The 21,863-nt window shown below is 48.0% G+C and carries 15 protein-coding genes; 6 read left to right on the forward strand and 9 right to left on the reverse strand.

Translation table 11 applies throughout. The features are described from left to right. The first annotated feature begins 9 nt into the window (after nt 1–9). On the forward strand, nt 10–972 hold the full coding sequence (locus GXP69_RS02095) for a PorP/SprF family type IX secretion system membrane protein (protein WP_163911751.1): 963 nt from the start codon (nt 10–12) through the stop codon (nt 970–972). Beyond that, nucleotides 969–2,954 (forward strand): OmpA family protein, encoded by a 1,986-nt coding sequence (locus GXP69_RS02100; protein ID WP_235925528.1) that lies wholly within the window; start codon nt 969–971, stop codon nt 2,952–2,954. Before GXP69_RS02095 ends, GXP69_RS02100 begins: the two co-directional genes overlap by 4 nt. Nucleotides 2,955–3,033: 79 nt before the next feature. Here GXP69_RS02100 and GXP69_RS02105 read toward each other — a convergent pair whose 3' ends face one another. From GXP69_RS02105 to GXP69_RS02125, 5 genes are all read right to left on the reverse strand, one after another. Then, nucleotides 3,034–3,801, reverse strand: a complete 768-nt coding sequence (locus GXP69_RS02105; protein WP_163911754.1) for a 3-hydroxybutyrate dehydrogenase — start codon at nt 3,799–3,801, stop codon at nt 3,034–3,036. Nucleotides 3,802–3,879: 78 nt separating this feature from the next. Continuing rightward, on the reverse strand, nt 3,880–6,372 hold the full coding sequence (locus GXP69_RS02110) for a TonB-dependent receptor (protein WP_163911757.1): 2,493 nt from the start codon (nt 6,370–6,372) through the stop codon (nt 3,880–3,882). Nucleotides 6,373–6,422: 50 nt separating this feature from the next. Continuing rightward, nucleotides 6,423–7,400, reverse strand: a complete 978-nt coding sequence (locus tag GXP69_RS02115; protein WP_163911760.1) for an alpha/beta fold hydrolase — start codon at nt 7,398–7,400, stop codon at nt 6,423–6,425. Further along, a complete protein-coding gene (locus GXP69_RS02120; RefSeq protein ID WP_163911763.1) occupies nt 7,384–8,934 on the reverse strand; it encodes a sodium:solute symporter family transporter in 1,551 nt (516 codons plus the stop codon). The genes GXP69_RS02115 and GXP69_RS02120 overlap by 17 nt, the downstream gene beginning before the upstream one ends. Before the next feature lie 274 nt (nt 8,935–9,208). After that, nucleotides 9,209–9,964 carry a LytR/AlgR family response regulator transcription factor gene (locus GXP69_RS02125; RefSeq protein ID WP_163911765.1) on the reverse strand — a complete coding sequence of 252 codons (756 nt, stop codon included), beginning with the start codon at nt 9,962–9,964 and terminating at the stop codon, nt 9,209–9,211. A gap of 108 nt (nt 9,965–10,072) precedes the next feature. Between GXP69_RS02125 and GXP69_RS02130 the strand changes: the two genes are divergently transcribed. Both GXP69_RS02130 and GXP69_RS02135 read left to right on the forward strand, forming a co-directional pair. After that, nucleotides 10,073–12,238: a sensor histidine kinase gene (locus GXP69_RS02130; protein WP_163911768.1), complete on the forward strand. Its 2,166-nt coding sequence runs from the start codon at nt 10,073–10,075 to the stop codon at nt 12,236–12,238. Between the two features lie 87 nt (nt 12,239–12,325). Beyond that, nucleotides 12,326–13,162, forward strand: coding sequence for an alpha/beta fold hydrolase (locus GXP69_RS02135; RefSeq protein ID WP_163911770.1), 837 nt, complete (start codon nt 12,326–12,328; stop codon nt 13,160–13,162). 176 nt (nt 13,163–13,338) lie between these two features. Here GXP69_RS02135 and GXP69_RS02140 read toward each other — a convergent pair whose 3' ends face one another. Continuing rightward, on the reverse strand, nt 13,339–13,995 hold the full coding sequence (locus tag GXP69_RS02140) for a septal ring lytic transglycosylase RlpA family protein (RefSeq protein ID WP_163911773.1): 657 nt from the start codon (nt 13,993–13,995) through the stop codon (nt 13,339–13,341). 310 nt (nt 13,996–14,305) lie between these two features. Here GXP69_RS02140 and GXP69_RS02145 point away from each other — a divergent pair, with 310 nt between their 5' ends. Both GXP69_RS02145 and GXP69_RS02150 read left to right on the forward strand, forming a co-directional pair. Beyond that, a complete protein-coding gene (locus tag GXP69_RS02145) occupies nt 14,306–15,214 on the forward strand; it encodes a DUF72 domain-containing protein (RefSeq protein WP_163911776.1) in 909 nt (302 codons plus the stop codon). Nucleotides 15,215–15,249: 35 nt separating this feature from the next. Further along, nucleotides 15,250–15,690 (forward strand): GNAT family N-acetyltransferase, encoded by a 441-nt coding sequence (locus tag GXP69_RS02150; protein WP_163911779.1) that lies wholly within the window; start codon nt 15,250–15,252, stop codon nt 15,688–15,690. Between the two features lie 939 nt (nt 15,691–16,629). Here the strand turns inward: GXP69_RS02150 and GXP69_RS02155 are convergent. The 3 genes from GXP69_RS02155 to GXP69_RS02165 form a co-directional block, all read right to left on the reverse strand. Further along, nucleotides 16,630–18,717 carry an insulinase family protein gene (locus GXP69_RS02155; RefSeq protein WP_163911781.1) on the reverse strand — a complete coding sequence of 696 codons (2,088 nt, stop codon included), beginning with the start codon at nt 18,715–18,717 and terminating at the stop codon, nt 16,630–16,632. A 114-nt stretch (nt 18,718–18,831) separates the two neighbouring features. Then, nucleotides 18,832–20,169 carry a M16 family metallopeptidase gene (locus tag GXP69_RS02160; protein ID WP_163911784.1) on the reverse strand — a complete coding sequence of 446 codons (1,338 nt, stop codon included), beginning with the start codon at nt 20,167–20,169 and terminating at the stop codon, nt 18,832–18,834. Nucleotides 20,170–20,422: 253 nt separating this feature from the next. Next, the gene (locus GXP69_RS02165; RefSeq protein WP_235925529.1) at nt 20,423–21,856 is read right to left on the reverse strand and encodes an SGNH/GDSL hydrolase family protein; all 1,434 of its coding nucleotides are present in this window, start codon (nt 21,854–21,856) and stop codon (nt 20,423–20,425) included. Between the last annotated feature and the right edge of the window lie 7 nt (nt 21,857–21,863).

The following is a 21,863-nucleotide window of genomic DNA, read 5'->3' on the forward strand; positions in this document are numbered from 1 at the left end:
GCACTATTTATGAAAACAAAATTACCCTTTTTACTGCTGATACTTCTGGGGTTAACAACAGTGCAGCGACTTGCAGCGCAGCAGGCGCCACAGTATACGCAGTACATATTTAACGAGTTGATCATTAACCCTGCGTATTCTGGCAGCAAGGACATTATGAACATCAATGCCACCTACCGGTCGCAGTGGACAGGACTGGAGGGTGCTCCATCTACTCAGACGTTGAGTGTGGATGGCCCGGCTAAGAACAACCGCCTGGGCTGGGGCGTGCATCTGATGAACGACGCAGCAGGTGCGCAGTCGCAGACCGGGGTTTATGCCAACATAGCGGTACGCATTTACCTGAGCCGTAAGTCGCAGCTCTCGCTGGGCGTGGGAAGCGGTGTGGCACAATACACGCTGGATGGCACCAAGCTAAACCCGGGCGATGATGTGCCTGACATTGCGATACCAGAGACCCGCGAATCGGAAATACTGCCGGATGCAAAGCTGGGTATCTTCTTTAACACAGAGCGTTATTATGCGGGGCTTTCAGTTGCTAACCTGATTCCCTTCAGGGATGATAAAAGAATTATTGCCACTCCCCGCCGGCACTACTTTTTCTCGACGGGATATATGTTTGATTTAGGCCCATACCTGCGCCTGAAACCGAGTTTTCTGTTAAAGGATGACTTCAGGGGGCCTGCAAACCTGGACTTTAATGCCTTCTTCGTGATCTATAACAGGTTGTGGCTGGGTGGTTCTTACCGCACCTCAGCACCAATCTTTACAGATGTAAATATGGATGAGATAAAAAAGCGTAATGCCTGGGCGCTGATGGCACAGGTTTATGCTACTCAAAAATTCCGGATCGGGTATTCCTATGATGTTAGCCTTACCAAAATGCGCGATTATTCGTCGCATGAAGTATCTTTGGGCTATTCAATCTTCCGGAAGCAACTCGGACGAACCATTACTCCGCGTAACCTATGATGTATAATATCACCCGAACTATTTGCTTATGGATGCTTGCCCTGAACTTTGTGGTGCTAACAGCTACTGCTCAGGACACGCAAAAAGCCGATAAGCACTTTAGCAACTTTGAATTTAGCCTGGCCCTGGACGAGTACAAAGCCAGCCTGGAACAGGGCGAGCCAACCCTGCCCGTTGTACAGCGTATTGCCGACATCTATCGGATTCTGAATAACTCGAAAGAAGCAGAATTCTGGTATGCGCAGGTCATCAACTTTACAGGCGCGGACCCGGCCAACTACTTTTTATATGCTGAATCGGCAAAACGGAACGGCAACTATAGCAAGGCTAAGCAACTGTTTCTGATGTACAGCGAGAAAGTGCCCGCACAGGCAGCACTGGCTAAACGACTGGCGGCCTCCTGCGATACAGCCATGAAGTGGATGCGTGACCCGCGGCCTTATACTATAAAAACCTCCCGAAGCCTGAACTCAGATGCGGCTGAATTCAGCCCGTTCAGGACCAAAGACGGCGTTTACATTGCTTCTGATAGAACAAGACCAGATAAGCGCCAGACGTATGCCTGGACCGGACAGGGATATATCCAGATGTATTTTGCCCCAGCTAAAACAGACACCTCGTGGGGTACCCCGGTACCACTGCCCTCATCTATAAACACTGCTTACCACAACGGGCCGGCTGTGTTTCTGGAAAAGGACAATACATTGTTTTTTACCCGTACACATGCCGTTAAAAGACAAAATACCCAGCACAATCCCGATCCTACCAGCTGGTTTAAAGGAACGGAGGGCGGTACCCACATCAACCGTTTAGGAATTTATACTGCTGTTAAGAAAAAAGATAAATGGAAGAAAATTAAGCCATTTAAATTTAACAAAACAGAGCAATACTCTATCGGGCATCCAGCCATTACAACAGATGGTAAAGTGCTTTATTTTGTATCGGATATGCCGGGCGGCTTCGGCGAGACAGATATTTACTACAGCGAGCGGCAGGCCAATGGCGAGTGGGGCATACCGGTAAACGCCGGCGACAAGATCAACACGTCAGGTCGTGAAAGCTTCCCGACGCTGGGGCCAAATGGCGAACTTTACTTCTCTTCGGACGGACACATGGGCATGGGTGGTCTGGATCTGTTTATAGCCAAAGGCACGCATAAGAACTGGACAGGAGTAGAGAACCTGAAATACCCTATGAATACTTCTCATGACGACTTTGGTCTGTCTATGGATCCTTCCGGCAAAACAGGACTTATCTCATCGGGCAGATTAGGGCAGGACGGACTGGATGATATTTTCACGTTCAAGGAAAACAGGATTCCGTGCACGGTAATTGGCAGAACGATAGAATACATAGCCGATAGTCAGAACCGGGGTAAAAAACGTGAAGTGCCTGTAGGTAATGTAAGATTGGTAATAAGCGAAGTAGGCAGCAACGAGCGCCCGATAGAAATTATCTCGAGCTCTGACGGAACATTTATTCTTCCAGTATATGGCGGTGCCACTTATTCAATCCGTGGCTCAAAGCCAAATTACCTGACGCAAACTATAAGAGTATCGCCGGACTGCCGCACGACAGAAGACTCGGTAAAAGTGGAGATGGTGTTTAACCGCGACACACCAAACAGGCCGATCGTACTGGAGAACATCTACTACGAGCTAGACAAAGCAGAAATTACACAGCAAGCAGCTTTAGAGCTAGATAAACTGGTAGAGACGTTGAAGGACAATCCGCATATCCGAATTGAGCTGAGTTCGCACACCGACAGCCGTCATTCGCACCGCTACAACGAAATGTTGTCGGAGTTAAGGGCCAAATCAGCGGTAGATTACCTGATCTCGAGAGGAATTGAGAGACAGCGGCTGGAAGCCAAAGGCTACGGCGAAACTCAGTTGGTAAACCAATGTGCCGATGGCGTAACCTGCCCTGAGGAGCTGCACCAGGAAAACCGTAGAACCGAATTTAAGATTCTTGCGAGGTAATAACTAACTATAGGATATAGCAATAAACAAAAAGAGCGGCACCCGAAAAGATGCCGCTCTTTTTATAACTATAGTTCTTTTACTGAGCCGACCAGCCACCATCTATAGGCAGCATCGCGCCTGTCATCTGGCTGGCTGTATCCGAAGCTAAATAAAGCGCCAGGTTGGCAATGGCATCAATGGTTACAAACTGTTTTACAGCCTGCTTTTTCAGCATTACTTTTTCAATTACATCCGACTCAGACATCTGGTGCGCTTTGGCCTGGTCAGCGATCTGGGCTTCTACCAAAGGCGTTCGTACATAGCCGGGGCAGATAGCATTGCAGGTAATGTTATGCGGAGCGCCTTCCAGGGCAAGTACTTTAGTTAAGCCGGCAATGCCATGTTTGGCAGTAACATAAGCAATCTTGTATTCCGATGCCCGCAGTGCATGTGCCGATGCAATGTTGATGATCCGCCCGAACCCCCGGCTCTTCATGCCTTTCCAGACAGCTTTGGCCGCATGAAACGAAGCCGACATGTTGATGGAGATAATAGCATCCCATTTGTCTTCCGGAAACTCATCTACTGGGGCCACATGCTGTATGCCAGCATTGTTTATCAGCACATCCACCTGCCCAAGTTCCTGCTCAGCCAACGCTACCATTTCCCGTATTTGCTCGGGGTGCATCAGGTTGGCAGGCGAGTGCACTGCTTTAACATTATAAGTATCGGCTATTTCTTTCGCTATATCGGGTCCGTTTTTCTCGAGGCCATTTAGGAGCAGGTTATAGCCTTGTGCCGCAAAAGCGCGTGCTATGCCCAGGCCAATGCCGCTGGTGCCGCCGGTTATCAATACATTTTTCATGCTGTGTAAACTATAGTGCTATAAAAAATCGGAGCGCCCCTATAAAGAGCGCTCCGAACAAATTAAACTTTAACTGATCTATTTACTTTCTTTCTTGCCACCAAAATCGAAGCGCAGCTCAACAGAGTACAGGCGACCGATAACAGGAGAACCTACATACTCACGCTGCTCATCGTTGAACAGGTTAGATACACTGGCACCCAGCGTAGACCAGTTCGTAAGCTTGTAACCACCGCTCAGATCAACAGAAGTGAAGCCACCCAGCGGGCCATGGTTATAGTTAAAGCCTGGTACACGCGAGCCGGCACCTTTTTCAGCAGCTATCTGTGAGCCAGAGTAGAAATCGAACTCAGGCAGGTAGCGCAGGTTAAGCGACAAGAACAGTTTGTTGTTTGCCAGGTTACGCGCTGTAATGTTGAAGTTTACACGGTGCTTGGCGGCATTCAGGCTGCTTTCCGCAGCCGATACTTTCTTGTCACCGTTGGCATCGTTGTCCAGGTTGTCTTTGTCGGTAATGTCAGAGTTAAAGTAAGAGTATTTCAGGCCCATGCTATAGTTGTCGTCGAAATAGTAGTTAAGGCCCAGGTCTGTACCCCACGAGTTTACCTGGCCATAGTTCAGGTACGTCAGGTAATAGTTAAGCAGGGTAGCAGCAGATTCTCTCACATCCACATCGCCCTTCTTAATAACACGCTCTTTGCCCATTAGTGGGGTAATAGCAGTAAGCGGCGAGATAAAGTCTTTTGATTTAGCATACCAGCTGCTGATGTCGAAGTACAGGTTTTTAACCGGAGTGCCTTTGTAGCCTACTTCAAACGTCTGTACTTTCTCAACTTCCAGTCTGTCTATCGTTCTGATAGCGCCGGTTTCGGTGTTCTCTATAGTTAGACCTGCACCGTTACCAAGAATAGCCAGGGCACCGGTGTTAGCATAAAACTCCTGGAACTGGATAGATGGTGCTGAATATGCTTTGCCGTAAGTAGCTCTGAAAGTACCGCCCAGTGCATTGTATGTTAAAGCGGCTTTCGGGCTGAACTGTGTGCCATAGTTGTCGTGGTTGTCTACACGGCCGGCTACTAGGGCTTTTAACTTATCCGTCAGGTTACGCTCGATCTGCACTACCCCGCCAATCTGGTTCAGGATGATGTTTCCGGCTTTGTCATCTAGGTACGTCTGGCGGCTGTAGGCCACATCGCGCTGGTAACTAATGCCCGTGATGATGTCGAAGCCAGCGAAGTTGTTGTTGTACTGTAGTTCACCATTCAGGCGGTGGCTCAGGTCGATAAAACCAGGGAAGGCAACAGCCGGTGAGCCAGGATAGATCTCGTCTTTTTTAGCGCCTGATTTAGAGTATTGGTGTGCTTGAGCTGGTGTGGCACCGGCAGCCAGCAGGGCATAGTAGTTGTTGGTGCGGGCATTTATCTGGTAAGTGTCACCTGCATCGTTCCAGGTGGCGTATAGTTGACCAAACAAGCGTGGCGTAACAAAGCGACCCTGCAGGTACTGGAAGGTCCAGTCGTTGATCTGGTTACGACCGTTGTTAGTTACCCCGATGTTGGAGCCTTGCCCAAAGCCATAGTCCGCGATAATGTCGATTTTCTCGGTTGGGCTATAGTATAGCGCTGATCCGAAACGCTTGGAATCAAATTTATAGTCTACATCATACTCAGGCAGTGCACCTAAGGTAGCGTTGTAAACTGTATCCTGGAATTCGAAGTCTCTGCCTTGTGTGTACTCGCCGGTCACTTTAAAAGCAAACTTAGGGCTGATAACACTGGCGTGACGGAAACGGGCGCTTAGCACATCCTGGTTACCGGCACCCAGCACCACTGTAGTACCCTGGTGGCGACGCGGATCTTTGGTGATGGTATTGATGATACCGTTGTGTGCGTTCGGGCCATAAAGTGCTGAAGACGGGCCAAGAATAACTTCCACACGCTCAATATCTTCTTTTATAGTTGTGTTGTAGAAACCGGCTGGCAAACCAGTACCACCAGGCAGCATAGAGTTACGGCCGTCGGTCATCTGGTACATTTTCACGTTGAAGGCGTTGTTGAAACCACGGGCGTTAATACCCACGCCAATTACGCCAGAGCGTACTACTTCCACACCCTGTACCTTGTTCAGTACTTCGCCAATGTTGAAAGATGGTAGCTCGGTCAGGTCTCTGGAGGAAATAACGCTGATGGCAGCAGGTGCTTCGGTTAGTTTCTCAGGGCGACGCGTAGCTGAAACCACGATCTCATCGCTCATCATAGCCGATGCAGTCATGGAAACGGTGCCCAGGTTAACGGTGCCGCCTTCGGCTATAGTTACCGGTACTCTGCTATCAGAATAGCCTACATAGGTAATGCGCAGGCTATAGTTGCCGGCAGGCACGCCTGTTATCGTAAATTCCCCGGCTGTGTTTGTAGTAGCGCCTTTGGCAGTGCGCTCCACCAATACAGAGGCACCAATAAGCGGCTCCTGCGAGTCGGAACCCACTATTTTGCCGGTAATGGTACCGCCTTGCGCCATAGCCACCCCCGTAATACAGAGCAGCGACAGCAGGATTAAGTAAAGCTTTTTCATAAGTAGATCAGTTAATTTGTGTTTTTTAGGTTATGTGTGTTTTCGGTTTCTTATTTAATGAAATCGCGGACAGCCTTGTTAAAAGCGGCAGCCTGCTCAAACTGTACAAAGTGACCGGCCTCTGGCAGTAGTATCACCTGGCTGTTCTTTATCTTTTCCTTCCCGATATTGGCAACTGCCTGAGTAGTTAAATTCGGGTTAAGGTATTTGTTAGGGATAAGGGTATCCTGCTCCCCGAAAATGATAAGTGTGGGTACCTGTAGTTGCGGTAGTTTGTCATAAACCGGCTCATCCACCATGGCTGCTACACTGGCTGCTACCGCTTTACTATAGTTGCCAAAATCAGCAGACTCAGCCATCTTCAGGCGGTCGTCGATCATGAACTGCGCATCGGCAGGCATCTGGTAAAAGTTAATTTTAATGTTGGCGGCAGCTTTGTCGGCTGGTGTGTTTTGCACGCTTTCCGGGGTTACCGTCATCTTAAAAAGCTGTTTTTGCTGTTCTGTAAAGGTTTCGAGTCCGGCGGGTGCGGCGAGTACCAGTTTGTTTACCCGTTCAGGAGCCTGTAAAGCAGCTGTAATCGCAATTTGCCCGCCCATTGAGTGGCCGACCAATATGGCCTTTTTGATCTTCAGTTTATCCATCAGGGCCAGTACGGTTTGCGCATAGTTGGCCATGCCTGGCTGCACATCTTCTTTAGATGATTTGCCGTATCCCGGCAGGTCTAAAGCTATCGTTCTATAGTTCTTGCTCAGGTCTTCGATGTTCTTGTTCCAGGCAGGCAGGTAACTTCCAAGGCCATGTATCAGAATAAGCGTTTCGGTTCCTTTGCCCTGGTCGGTGTAGGCAATGGTGGTGCCGTTGGCCAGTTTTACTTTTTTTGCCGGATACCTATAGTTCAGGTTCTCGAAAACGGCATCGGTTTTGGTAGTTGCCGAAACAGCCGCAGGAGCCTGGCATTGTGCATGCAGGCACAACAGCAGGCCAAACCCCGACAGCAGAATTATATTTCTAAATTTCTTCTTCATAAACTACTTTCTTTGCAGGTGTTGTAGCAGTAGCGCTCTCCAGATCATCAGCTTTGCGGAAGGTAAAGTATAGAATTAAGCCCACAAGCACCGAGGCAACTATAGCCAGCGCGGCAGCAATACCCGGGTTGCGCACCGGGGCATCCATGTAAGGAGTAAGTCCGCCATAGTAAATGGCAAAATGCACGGCTACGGAAGTAAGCGAGGCCGCCACCGGCGCTATAAGGGGCACACGTTTCAGGAACATACCGAACAGCACTGGCACAAAAGCGGCTGAGAAGTAGGCATAAACACCATTCTGCGCGAAAATGCCCACGCTCAGGTTCGGGTACAGGAGCTGATCAAAAGTAAGTAGGATGGTAACTATAGCCAGCGCTATAATTACCAGACGGTTAATTAAAACACTGTTGGCTAAGCCCTTATCGCCAAGTATAGGAGCGATGATATCAGATGTTATAGTGATGGACACGGACTGGATCAGGCCTTCTAAAGTAGAAAGGCCGGCAGAGATCAAGCCAATCACAACAAGTAAACCCACATATACCGGGAACTCCTGCACCACATACGCCGACATAATACTGTCTACCGGAATAGTTGCGCCGTTTATAGTCAGATCAGGGAAGGTGAGGCGGGCATACAAGCCGGCAATCACTACCAGAAAGAACAGCCCCTGAATCAGGATGCCCACAAAAAGGTATAGGTTAACATCTTTCTCGTTTTTGAGCAGCAGCGATTTTGTGATGATATGCGGCTGGCAAACGATGGCTATACCAATAATGATCTGGCAGAAGATGATCTCGAAGTTATCGCGGAAAAGGAAGCTCTCGGGGTTGGTAGTGGCTGTAAGGGCCGGGTCTATGGCCGTAAGCTTATCCAGGAAACCATGTACGCCATCGCTGAAGTGCTCGTAACCAGAGCCCAGCAAGATAACTGCAACTATAACCATCAGCACGGCCTGCACCATGTTGGTATACACCATAGAGTTGGCACCGCCAAACATCATGTAGCCAAATACAAACACTACAATGCCTACGCAAACATACAGCTCGTTCAGGTTAAGTACGCTGGCAAGCACTTTGGTTAAGCCCACGCAGATGAGTACTATAAACGTGATAAGCAGCAGCGACAGAAAGGCAAAGAATAACGTATAGCCACGGCTTTTGTACACAGCACCCATCCACTGTGCCATAGTTTGGGCCTTTACAGCCGTGCCCATCGCCCGGAAACCTTTTGTAAGTATAGCCAGCGACACAAGAGCAGCCAGAGGTAGTACAATACCCATTGAGATAACGCCGCTTAAACCGTACAGGGCTACAAAGCCCGGGTTAATGATGAAGGTGGCAGCACTCGTCATGGATGCGGCAAGAGCGAGGCCCACAGCAACCGGCGAAAAAACAACACTGCCCAGCGCATAGTCGGAAATGGAGCGGGTGCGCATGGCACCGCGAATTACAAAGTAGAGGATAACTGCAGCATAAGCAATTACAATTGCCCAGCCTGCCGTAACTAGTTCCGAAGAAGCTAAGTTGTTCATAAGAACAGAGTTTAAGTGAAGCTAACTAGTTTTAAGGTAAGCAATTAATCACATAGCTTTCGGCCTATACTTGCGAACTCGGAGTAATTCAAGGTGAAATCCGGAGATGGTAAGGTGAGGGCGGAATTTTGAATAACTGAATGAGTGGATTTTGAATAAGAGGTGGAATGAGTAGCAGAATAAAGCCAAACTATAGTTCCATGGCAGGGGCGCAAGGCATTGCATCTCTCCACCTGCTCGACTTTCTAACTTACAAACTTCCCAACTTTCTAACTTACAGGATCTGCAGTCGGTTTAGCAGGTTGTCTTTGTGGGTGTTGCCAATAGGGATCTGTTTGTTGCCGATCAGGATGTGGTTGTCTTCGATGGCCTGGATGGCAGTAAGGCGCACAATGTAAGAGCGGTGCACGCGCATAAAATCTTTTGCCGGCAGGCGCTGCTCCAGGTTTTTCAGGCTCTGGCTTACCAGGTAAATGTGGTTCTGTGTTTTGATGTTGCAGTAAATATCCTGCGCCTCGGCCCATACAATCTCTTTTAAGGAAACTTTTTCGAGGCGGTTGCGCACTTTTACAAACAGGCTGTTGTGCAGCAGGTAATTATCAGCAGGTTCCTGGGCAGGAGTGGCTTCGCTGGCTGGGGTTTCCGGTTGCAGGCGTGTGGCAGCGTTGTGTATAGCTACTTCGATGCTGCTTTGCAGGGTGCGCACATCAAAAGGCTTTACCAGGTAGGCATGCGGGTTGGTCTGCTTGGCACGATCTATAGTTTCCCTGTCAGATAGCGCCGTCATAAAAATGAAAGGCACCTGCGTGGAGCGGGCAAGTATAGCTGCTGTTTCGATGCCATCCAGTTTTCCTTCCAGGGTAATATCCAGTATCACCAGGTCAGGATGGTGCTGGTGCACCTGTAGCAGCAGGTCCTCGCCGGAGCTCACGGTGTTGCATACCTCATACCCGATCTCCTCCAGCGTGAGCGCTAAATTCTGAGCAATCACCACATCGTCTTCCGCAATCAGTAATTTAACCTTAGCCATACATCTTTCTTTAGTCTGAGCTACTAAATATATTAAATTTAAGATGAATAAGGCAACTCTGCTGCCAAAGCTGTGGCTACCAATTGCTTTATTTCCTAAATTGAAGAGATGAACAGGGGAAGCCGCGAATTCAGATTAACCGTTGGGTTGCTGGTAACAGGATTGTTGCTGCTGCTTTGCGTAACTATAGTTGCTGCCCAGGATGCCGCTATAGTTGCCCTGCAGCCGGGCAGCCAGCAAATACAGCAGCCCCTGCAGGTGTACCATGATGTAAGCGGTGAGAAAGACCTGGCAACTATAACGCAGGAGCAGTTTAAGCAACTCGATACGACTGCAGTTTTACCTGCCGGCAAAACGGTGCATTGGGTACGTCTTGTATTGCAAAACAACAGCCCTTACCAGCAGGAGCGTTACCTGTATGCAGGAGGCTGGAGCCGGTTGGAACTATACCTGCAACACCCCGACGGAACTATAGAAAAACGCCAGAGCGGCCAGTTGCTCCCGATTAGTGCCCGCGATGTGCCGCAAAACAAGCCATACGTTCGGGTGAAGCTGGCGCCCAATAGCCAGACCCTGGTTTACCTGCGCCTGCAGGGCGATATTAACCTTTATAAGCCACAGCACCTGAGTTTGCAACTGGAAACGCCGGAGCAGGTAGTAGAAGCTAACAACAGCCGTTTGTTTGTACAGGGTATTTTTATCGGTGTCATCATTGTAATGGCGCTCTACAACCTGGTGTTGTACATATCGGTGCGCGACCGTAGCTATTTATACTATGTAATGGCGCTAACCGGAACGGGCCTGTATTTTATGTTCTACCATGGTTTTGCGCTGGAGCTACTCTGGCCCGATGCCCCATACTGGAATGCCCATAGTTTTGCTTTTATAGTTACGTTCAACGGTATCTTCCGCCTGCTCTTTACCCGCAGCTACCTGGATACCCGCCAAACCATGCCCGTCTGGGATAGGGTGCTTACCTTTCTGGCATTACTTTATGCTATACCGGTGGCAATGGGGCTGCTCTCCTACTTTACCTCCATCGACCTGCTTAAAGCCTGCGTGGACCTGATCGGTATAATTGGCGGGGCTGTGCTGGTTGCCATGCTGCTGGTTGGCGCTATCTCGTTTTATAAAGGCTACAGGCCGGCGCTATATTTCGTATTCGCCAATTTGCTGTTTGTGGTTGGGTCGCTGCTGTTTATTCTCAAAGAGATGCACTGGCTGCCGGATACACCGCTTACCCTATACTCGGCGCAAGTGGGCATTGTGGCGCAGGTAGTTCTGTTCTCACTTGGTCTGGCCTATCGTCTTAACACTGTTACCACTGAACTGGCAAACGAAGTGCTGGAGAAGAAACGCCTGGAGCTGGAAAAGGAAGTGGAGCGCAAACACCTGATAGAGCAGCAGAAAAAAGAACTGGAATTAACCGTTGCCAACCGGACAGCCGCACTGCGTAGCAAAACACAGGAACTAAAGCATACCGTGCGGCAGCTGAAAGCATCTGAACTGAAGCTCATGCGCATCAACGGCATTAAGGATCGTTTCTTTTCCATCATCTCGCACGACTTACGCACTCCGCTTGCCACCCTCGATTCCTTCCTGAACATCCTGCTCAACTTCTCTGACAGAATGAAGCCCGAACAGATGCAGAAACTGGCTAACCATACCCAATTATCTGTTCGTAACCTGCAAGCCTTGCTGGAGAACCTGTTGCAATGGTCGGCGGCGCAAACTGGCTCCGGCGATACGGTAACTTTTGAACCAGAAACTATAGTTTTGCACCAGAACATAGAAACCAACCTGGCACTGCTGCAGGATACCGCCGCAGCCAAAAATATAAGTTGGCAGGCAACTATAGCTGATAACCTGAATGTGTATGCCGATGCTAACATGCTCTCGTTTGTGATCCGGAACCTGCTGCACAATGCCATTAAGTTCTCGGAACCCGGCAAAACTATAAAGCTGCGCGCCTGCCTAACCAACAGCAGCATGGCAGAGATAACCGTGGAGGACGAAGGAATTGGCATGAAGGCAGAAACAGTGGCATCTTTATTTAGTCAGGAACAGCTGGCACAAACCACCAAAGGCACTGCCAACGAGAAAGGAACCGGGCTGGGTCTGTTGCTGTGCCGCCTGTTTGTGGAGCGTAACGGTGGTTTTATCTGGGTAAAAAGCGAACCCGGCAATGGGAGCAGGTTCTGGTTTACGGTACCGCTGGCCCCGGAAGGTCAACCACACAAACAGCAAACAGCTACTTCCTTATCAGCGGTATAGTTTCTGATTTGCTGGCTGGTATATTTTGCTTTCTTAGATTTTACTATAGTTTTGCCTGCAGCAACCTAACCTTAAACACCCCCGCACATGATACACCAACTACCCGACGGACTGAATTTATACTATGAGATACACGGAAATAAAGATGCTGCACAGGCGCTCGTTTTCCTGAATGGCTTATCGCAGTCTGCAGCGGCTTGGGGCGGCGTGGTTCGTGCTTTAGGTAATGAGTACAAGGTGGTGCTGGTTGATCTGTTGTTTCAGGGGCAGAGCGATGCAGCACCTGAGCACCGGAGCTTCGAAGGCCACGCAGCCGATCTAGCCGATCTGTTGCGTTCGCTTAAGTTGCCGGAAACCACGCTGGTGGGTATTTCCTATGGCGGAGCAGTTGCGCAACGTTTCCTGGTTAACTACCCGGAATTGGTGCAGGCTGGTGTGCTGCTCTCCACTTTCCCATACAAAGATGCCTTTTTTGATGCCATTGGCTATAGTTGGAAACAGGCCCTGCTGGCTGGCGGCTACCCGCTGATGCTGGATGTGATGCTGCCTTTTGTGCTGGGGCGTAGCTATTTCCTGAATCCGATCATCACAATAGAAGACCTCAAAAACAGCAAGGCCGGCCAAAGCCCATCAACAGAAAACCTGCTGAAGCTGGTGCGCGCCACTGAAGAAAGCGGCAATTACCTGCAGGAGCTGAAGAAAGTACAGTTACCGGTGCTGGTTGTGCACGGCAGCGAAGACATGCTTTGTACGCCGGAAATGGGACAGGCCATGTACCAGGCGCTGCCTAATGCCGAACTCGAAATTCTGCCAAACATAGGGCACACCCTTAACCTGGAGTGCATTCCGGATCTGGCGCAGCTGCTGCTTACATTTGTAGCAAAAGTAAAACAGGGGTATAAAGGCTTGCAGGTTAAACTATAGTTCAGAGTCATGGCCCGTCATAGTTTTCGACACTTTACGTGCTCTCCGTTTGTGCTGGGTTCAATATAGCCGTTCTCTTTAGCTATCAAAATGCAGCGCTCTATAAACTTCCGAAATAAAAAGTGCGGCTACCAGAAGGTAACCGCACTCCCATTTATAGTTTAAACTATAGTTTCTTAAGACTCCAGCACTTTGCCGGCCAGACCTTCTTCTTTCAGAAGTTCGTTAAAAGCTTCGGCATATTGTCTGTTTTCAAACTGGCCGATTCTGAGGCGGTGTATCTTTTTGCCTTTCATCTGCTCTTGCTGCAGTTCTACAGTAAGGCTTTTGTCAAAGGCTTTCAGCTTTTCGCTTTGCTCCCGTGCCGATTTTTCTGAAGTGTAAGCCCCGAACTGTATAGTGTAAGTGTTTGGCTTAAACGGGTCATCGGCCTTACTGATGCCTTTGCCTTCTAATTCGAGCACTTCTACCTGTACTTTGGCTACGCCTTGCTTGTGCATGTTCAGCTTTCTGGCGGCTACTTCCGAAACATCAATAATGCGGTTGCCTACAAATGGGCCACGGTCGTTGATGCGCAGCACTACAGATTCGTTATTGGCCAGGTTGGTAACTTTTACCTTTGTACCGAAAGGGAGTGTATTATGTGCTGCAGTCATTTCGTTCTTGTTATAACGTTCGCCGCTGCTGGTCTTTCTCCCGTGGTATTTACTGCCATACCAGGAGGCAGTTCCTGTTTGTGTTTGGTTGCTATCTTGTGCTATTGTAGTTTGGCTAAGGCCAATAAATAGAAAAATGATTACTGATAACAGGATGCACTTTCTATTATATATCATATTTATATATGTTGGTGAAACGGCAAATTTAGGAATATTTTTTTAAACGAAGCTTTTTACGGACTTATTGCATAAAGGATGTGGGGGGATACAGGATAAGGTACAAAGTTGCTATAAGTCTTATAATGCGAAAAGTGCTTTATATGGAAGTATAGCCTTATTTTAATAACTTTGCTTTCGATAAAATGCAATAAAAAATTTATTAAAATATATTCATAAGATCATAATTTCATGTGTTATTGCTTTACAGCATTTCCCCTAAACTACCTGGCTCGGGCCTAAAGCGTATAAAGCAAAAACAACCGGTACAATGGATTTTGGCAAACTACAAACTATAGCACATGTAGATTTTACCTTGCCGGCAGATAATGCTGGTACTCAGGTAGTTTTGCAGCAGCATAAGCAGGAGGCAAAGCCTGAGGTTTACATAGGTCTGCCGGTGTGGGTGAACAAGGCCTGGGCCGGAAGCATATACCCTGCAAGCATGCGCGAAAAAGATTCGCTGCTGTGGTATGGCCGGCAGTTTAACACTATCGAACTCAACAGTACGCACTACCATATTCCGGGGCCTACAACTATAGACAGGTGGAGAAACTCGGTGCCACGCGGGTTTAAATTCTGCCCAAAATTTCCACAACTTATCAGCCATGAGGGGCCACTGCGCAATACCCAAAGTATAACGACTGCTTTCTTTGAAGCCATTGCTGGTCTGGAAGATAACCTCGGAAGCTCGTTTTTGCAGTTGCCACCTTATTTTGGTCCCGATCAGTTGCCTGACCTGGAAGCTTTTCTGAGGTTTATACCTGAATCTATACCGGTAACTATAGAGTTTCGCCACCCCGACTGGTTTACAGATGAAGTAGCAGGGCAAGAGTTGTTTGAGTTGCTGGAAAAATATGAAGTGGGCACTGTGATAACCGATGTGGCAGGCCGCCGTGATGTACTGCACATGCGCCTTACCACACCGGCAGCTATGATCCGCTTTGTAGGCAATGGCCTGCATCCTACCGATTATTCACGCATCGATGCCTGGGTGCAGCGCCTGAAATTATGGTTTGACAGTGGACTACAGCAACTTTACTTTTTTGTGCACGAACCCGATAATACGCTGGCACCAGAGCTGGCTATTTACTTGATCGGTCAACTGAACGAAGTGTGCGGCCTTAATCTGAAAGTTCCCAAAAAATATATACAGCCGGTACAGGGCGAGCTGTTTTAAACACTATTGGTAAAAATAATATGCCATTTTAGCTGATGATCAGGTCCTATACCTCTGCGGATAAAAGCACACTATTGGAGCTGCTACGCCTTAACACCCCGCAATATTTCCATCCATCAGAAGAACCCGACTTCCTGTTCTACCTGGAGAAGGAGCTGGAGAGTTACTATGTATTTCTGGATAACGAAACTATAGTTGGCTGCGGTGGCATTAATTACTTCCCCGACCAGAAACAGGCTCGTCTTTCCTGGGACATCATACATCCTCAGCAGCAGGGGAAAGGTGTAGGACGGCAGCTGCTGGAGCACAGGCTAACCGAGATCAGGAGCAATCCGGAAATAGAAACTATAGTTGTGCGCACCTCGCAGTTAGTGTATCCATTTTATCAGAAACTGAATTTCAAATTATCCCGGGTAGAGAAAGATTTCTGGGCCGCCGGCTTCGACCTGTATGAAATGTCGTTGCCTGCCAGATAAGAGAGCAGTTGTTACTTGATGGTGTGATTTTATAGTATGAATGTCGGGCTGTCGGGAAATGATTGTATGAACCGCAGATTAAGTGGAATTTGATAGGTTTGGGGTAAGTTATAGTTTTATAGTTACTGTAGATCCAACCACCCCTGCCCCTCAGAGCTACGCTCGCTACCTTCGAAATCGCTTCTCGGTAGTCTAAGGCGGGGAATATTTACCTCACCCCAGCCCTCTCCTAAAAACAGGTAAGGGAGCTATAGTTTGAATCAAGGTTCTATAGTTGCTAATTAACCCACCCCTACCCCTCCCGAGAGGGGAATTACTACCTTTCCTATAGTTGATCCTATAGTTTTATAGTTACGGATCACGAACAGGCAGGCGCAGCCTGTCGCAAGGAATTACCACCACGAAAAGGCTACAGAACTATAGCTACTCAATTCAATTATAGCTGCAGCTATCGAAAGATATCAGTCTTTGGGTTGAGCGCCTTTGACTTGTTGCGGTGCCGCAGGCAATCCGACGCAGGAGGATAGCAAGAAGGCAGCAGCGCGATGCCCGAAGACGAGGCCCCGCGGCCGTGAGCGCACCAAAGTAACTATAACACTGTAGGCTGGTAGAGCTGCCAGGATGAAGGGTAACTATAGCATGAACTGCTTGTGGCAAGTAGCAACTAAAGGTAGCTATAGGTCATATAAGATGTCTCGACTGACGCTCGACATGACAAGAAAGAAACTATAGATTGAGATAGATTCTTCACTGCCTTCGAAATGGCAAAAGAGAAACTATAGAGCATATAGAACGCTTCGACTTTCAATCGGGATAACAGGTGAAACTATAGCATTATCAATTCTACATTCTCAATAAGACTTGATGCTACGATATAGCCCATAAAAAAAGCGGCTACCCTTTTGGAGTAGCCGCTTCTGATTTAGATCAATCTATAATTTAGATCTTAAAAGTATCGTCGCTGATGCCTTTGTTAACTTCAACGCTCTGTACTTCGGCTTTAATTACCTGAGGACCTACAGTAGTCTCTACTGTATGCGGTACTTTGATACCGTTTACTTCCTTGTAGTTGCTATAGTTCTTTGTTTGTGTAAGTACACCCTGAGGCGACTGAAGGCTTTTCACGTCTTTCAATAGCAAGCCTGTTGCCTTATCGAAGTAGTGTAGCGTTTTCTGGCCGTTAGCAGCGGTTGCTTCTACTACATACGCTTCTTTGCCATCAACGTCTTCTATTCCGGTTACTTTAGTTGTTACACCCAGTTTGTCGTAGCGCAGGTGAGCAAACATATCAGACTCAAGTTTCTGAGTAGCTAATTCTTCAGCAGTCATGTCCTTATTTACACCCTGCATCGGAGCTTCCATTTTACCTTTGTTGCCGTTAATTACCACGCGCTGCAGTGGACTGTTGTTCATGCTAACTACAGCTACAAACTTGTCAGCGCCTTTCTGTTGCTGTGTAATAACAAGCGGCATACCCTGAATAGTAGCGTTGCTGGTAACGGTGATGTCTTTTATCTTGTCAATGTTTGCTTTGCCACCAATTGCCTGCACATAGCTGGCAAGTACTTTCTCGGCAGTAATATCGGCTGGAACGGCGGCTGCAGCTGTACGCTCTACTTTTTCGCCGGCTGCATTGTAGTAAACAATCTGGCCATCTTCCAGGTCAAACTTCTTTAGTTTTGCAGCTATGTCGGCGGCGTTACCTACAGCAACAATGTATAGTTGCTCAGGCTTCACAAACTTTTGGGCAGCACGCTGTACATCCTCTTTTGTTACAGCTTCTACCTGCTTCAGGTAGTTGGCGTAATAATCGGCTGGCAGGTTGTAACGGGCAGTGTTGATAGCATAAATGGCTACTGTTGCCGGACTCTCTAAACCGCGGGCAAAGCTACCGGTCATGTATGCTTTCGCATAGTTCAGTTCTTCGTCAGTTACACGCTCGTTGCGGATTTTGGTCAGTTCTTTCAGGAACTCAGTTGCAGCGCTGTCGGTAACGGCGTTACGTACGTTGGCAGATGCGTTAAAGCGGCCCAGGATCTGGTCTGCGCTAAGCGACGAGTAAGCACCATAAGTATAACCTTTTGCCTCGCGCAGGTTCATGAACAGACGGGCAGAACTGCCACCACCAAGAATGGTGTTCATGAGCTGTGCTGATACGGCATCCGGAGCACCTGGCTTAAGCTCAGCAGGGTTTGTGAAAGCAAGCACACTTTGTACGGCACTCGGGCGATCAACTATAACTACCTGTGTTTTGCTTGGAGCTGCTGGCAGGTCGTATTTTTTAGTAGGTACATTGCCTTTCTTCCAGTTCTTCAGCGATTTAGTCAGAAGCTTTTTCGCTTCTTTTGGTGTGATATCGCCTACAACTGCCAGGTAGCCAATGTTTGGCTTGTAGTAGGTGCTATAGTAGTTCTGGATGTCGGCAAGTGTAATGTTATCTACTGTTTTCTCTGTCATTACTTCACCGTACGGGTGGTTTTTGCCATACAGTAATACGTTACGCATTTTGCTGGCAATAGCATCCGGGTTGTCTTTTTCTGACGCCAGGTTTGCTTTCATCTGCTTCTTGATCTTATCCAGCTCTTCCTGTGTGAACTTAGGGTTCAGGAGCGCATCGGTAGTAAGGTCAAGCAACGTTGGCAGGTGCTTCTTCATGGAAGAGGCGTTGAAACCTGTTGAGTTGAAAGACAGCGATGCACCGATAAAGTCTACCTGCTCATCAAACTGATCTTTGGTGCGCGAAGCAGTACCGGTACGCATCATCTGGCCGGAAGCCTGCACGTAACCTGCTTTATCGCCTTCCAGGATCGGATCTCTGTCCAGTACCAGCGACATAGATACTACCGGCTGCTTGTGGTTTTCTACCACATATACTTTCAGCCCGTTCTTTAGAGTAAACTGCTCATACTTACCCAGCTCAATTTTAGGAGCCGGACCCGCCGGTGGCGGAGACTGTTTGGTTTGTGCCGGAGCAACAGATACCAGCGCCAGAGCAAGCGCTAATGTGGTATATAATTTCTTTATCATGATTCTCTTTATTTAAACTTGACGAAGGACTATCGGACAAAGAGTAAAAGACTTATGTAATTATAGCTTTAATCTTCCTTTGTCTTTTGTCATTAAGTCTTTTGTCTAGAAAACTTACTGTTTTGGCTGAGCTGACTTTGGCAGGTAGTGCAATACTACACGGTTGTCTTTTGTCAGGTACTCTTTTGCCACCCGCTGTATATCCTCTTTCGTTACTTTCATGTAACGGTCAATCTCAGTGTTGATCAGGTTGGCATCTTTAAAGTACACATGGTAATTAGCAAGGTTCTCGGCGCGGCCTGCAACGGTGCTGTTCTGCTGCACAAACTGGCTTTCAACCTGGTTGCGCAGTTTCTGGAACTCCTTATCGCTTAGTGGCTCTGTTTTCACACGCTCAACTTCAACATTCATGGCATCTTCCAGTGCCTGCGCATCTACACCAACGTTAGCAATAGCATACGTCAGGAATAGACCCGGATCTTCGGTAGGGAAAGGTATTGAAAGGGCAGCTACAGCTTTCTGCTGCTTATCAACCAGTGCTTTTGGTAAACGAGCACTCTGGCCACCTGATAACAGCGTAGTAAGCATAGAAAGGGCATAGTGATCTGGCGTACCTTGCGCCGGAATGTGATAAGCCTGGATAACTGCCGGCAGCTGTATGTTGTCATACACTATTTTGCGGCGCTCTTCTGTCTGCTTTGGCTCCTTTATAGTTGGTCTTGGTATTTCTTTCGTGCCTTTTGGGATGCTGCCGAAATACTGTTCGATCATTTTCTTTGTCTCTTCTACATTGATATCGCCGGCAATAGAAAGCGTGGCGTTATTTGGTACATAGAAGGTTTTATAGAAGTCGCGGAACTCCTCGATCTTGGCATTGTTTAGGTCCTCGAACGTACCGATAGGCGTTACTTTATAAGGGTGGGTTGTGTAAGCCAGGCCAAACGTATTTTCCAGTATCGTTCCGTAAGGCTGGTTGTCTACGCGCATACGCTTTTCTTCCTGTACAACCTTGCGCTGCGTTTCCACGCCTACTTCATCCACTTTAGCGCCTTTCATGCGCTCTGCTTCCATCCAAAGGCCAAGGGCAATCTGGTTCGATGGCAGTAACTCGTAATAATAAGTACGGTCAAACGAAGTGTTGGCGTTAAGCGAGCCGCCCGCTGCCTGCACCATGCTCATGTACTGGCCGCGGTCAATGTTCTCGGTACCTTCAAACATAAGGTGTTCAAAGAAGTGGGCAAAGCCGGTACGGCCTTTTACTTCATTTTTAGAACCTACATGGTACAGCACCGATACTGCCACGTTTGGGGTGGAGTTATCCTGGTGCAGAATCACGTGCAGTCCGTTCGGGAGGGTGTACTCCGTGAACTCGATCTTGTTGCTCTTCGTCTGCGCCATTGCTGCAACACTGGCCACACACCACAGAAGGCAGGCAAAAATTTTACGTTTCATATGTTTTAGGTATATAATGATACTAAAGGTGATAAAGCTTACCGAAAGGCGGCACTTTACCGGTTTAAAATTAAGGTTTCTGTTCCCAATATCCCAGCCTGCCAGCAACTGTCGAGGGCATCATTCGGCAAACTCAAATGCCTTACAGACGAACCCAAGTGATAACTCGACGAACTATAACAAGGGATAAAATAAAAAAGCGCCCCTTATACAGAGGCGCTTTTTAGCTATACTTTAAACTTGTAAACTATACTTACGGTAAAAGTACCGCACGGTATTGAGTTTCGTCAGCTTTTGGTATGTTCGAGCCATATTTGGCGTTGATGGCTTTTATCATTTCGTTGGCAACTATAGCATAGCCTCTTGGCGTTGGGTGGATGCCATCCAATGAGAACAGGTTGCCAGTAATGAAGGATGGTGAATAAGCTACACCATTTGCTACAAAGCCACTCTGAATACCGTTGAAATAGGCGTTTGCATCAAATACAGCCAGATTTTTGGCAGTTGCCTGGGCCTTAATGATGTTATTGAACGCAATTGTAGCATCCTTAACCAGCGTTTGTTCTGCTACGTCAAGCAGCAGGGCGCTTGGCCAAGGGTTTCCGGCAGATACACCAAATAATTGAGTCGTATCGATTGCATAACCCTTATCTGCGCTAAGCAGGTTCTGCAGGGTTGCTCTTACTATGTTAGGGTCGGCTGGGTTGGGGCTTACCTGGCGTGCAAGATCTCTCCAGTATTTACCGGTCTTCGTGCCAATCAGCGGAGCATAAGCTGCACTTGTTAGTGTAAATAATACGCCATTTGTAGGGGCATTAATCTGGGCAGTAGCAAACTGCGTTCTTGTCTGGCCGGCACCAGTAATTGCTACCATGCCAGGTACATTATTCGCTGTAAGCGATTGTTTTACCTGCGGACCAACTGTAGTAAAGAACGGAACTACCGATACATCCGGAATAGTGGCTACAATACCTTCCTGGCCGTTTGCAGTTAATGCGTTAACCAGATCGCTATAGTTAGACTCGAAAACACCTACCGGGGTGATCTGGTTTGATGCAGAAGCTGATGCGCCACCAGCAGTTGCAAAAGACAGCACATCGTTATTTCCTAGCCATAAGCTGAAGAATGTGTGGTCTGTAGACTGCTGCACGCGCTGCAGATAAGTCTGCAAAGCTGCGTTATCCGGCGTGATGCGCTCAAAGTACGGGTTGCCTTGTACACTACCATAACCAGGTGTCTTAACATCTGCTACCTTAATACCCGGTACACCTAAGTTGTTTATAGGGTCGGTGAATTTGGTAAGCAGCGGAGAATTTTGTTCGCGGCGAGCCAGGTTAGTAGTTACCTGTGATGTAATTGGAGAGCCGGTAGACGTAAAACCTGTTAGTCGCAGATAGCCTGAGCCGTTTGCCTGTGCTTCAGTGAAGAGCGGCTGTACAAAGGCGCCACCACCTACTTCTGCAAACTGACCTGCCAGAATTGCCGGGTATGAGCCTAACTGTCCTTCGCGGTACAAGCCATTATCACCGAAACCGGCAGTAAGAGAGTTGCCGACAGCTACATATTTGGTAAGATTAAGTTGAGTACCAGCGCTTACTGATGGCCCATCAATCTCGGGATCGCAGCTTGTGAGCAGCACACCAGCAAAAAGAGCCAGCATGCCAGATTTATAGATATGATTTTTCATTTCAGTT

Source organism: Pontibacter burrus (genome assembly GCF_010686685.1).
Taxonomy (GTDB): domain Bacteria; phylum Bacteroidota; class Bacteroidia; order Cytophagales; family Hymenobacteraceae; genus Pontibacter; species Pontibacter burrus.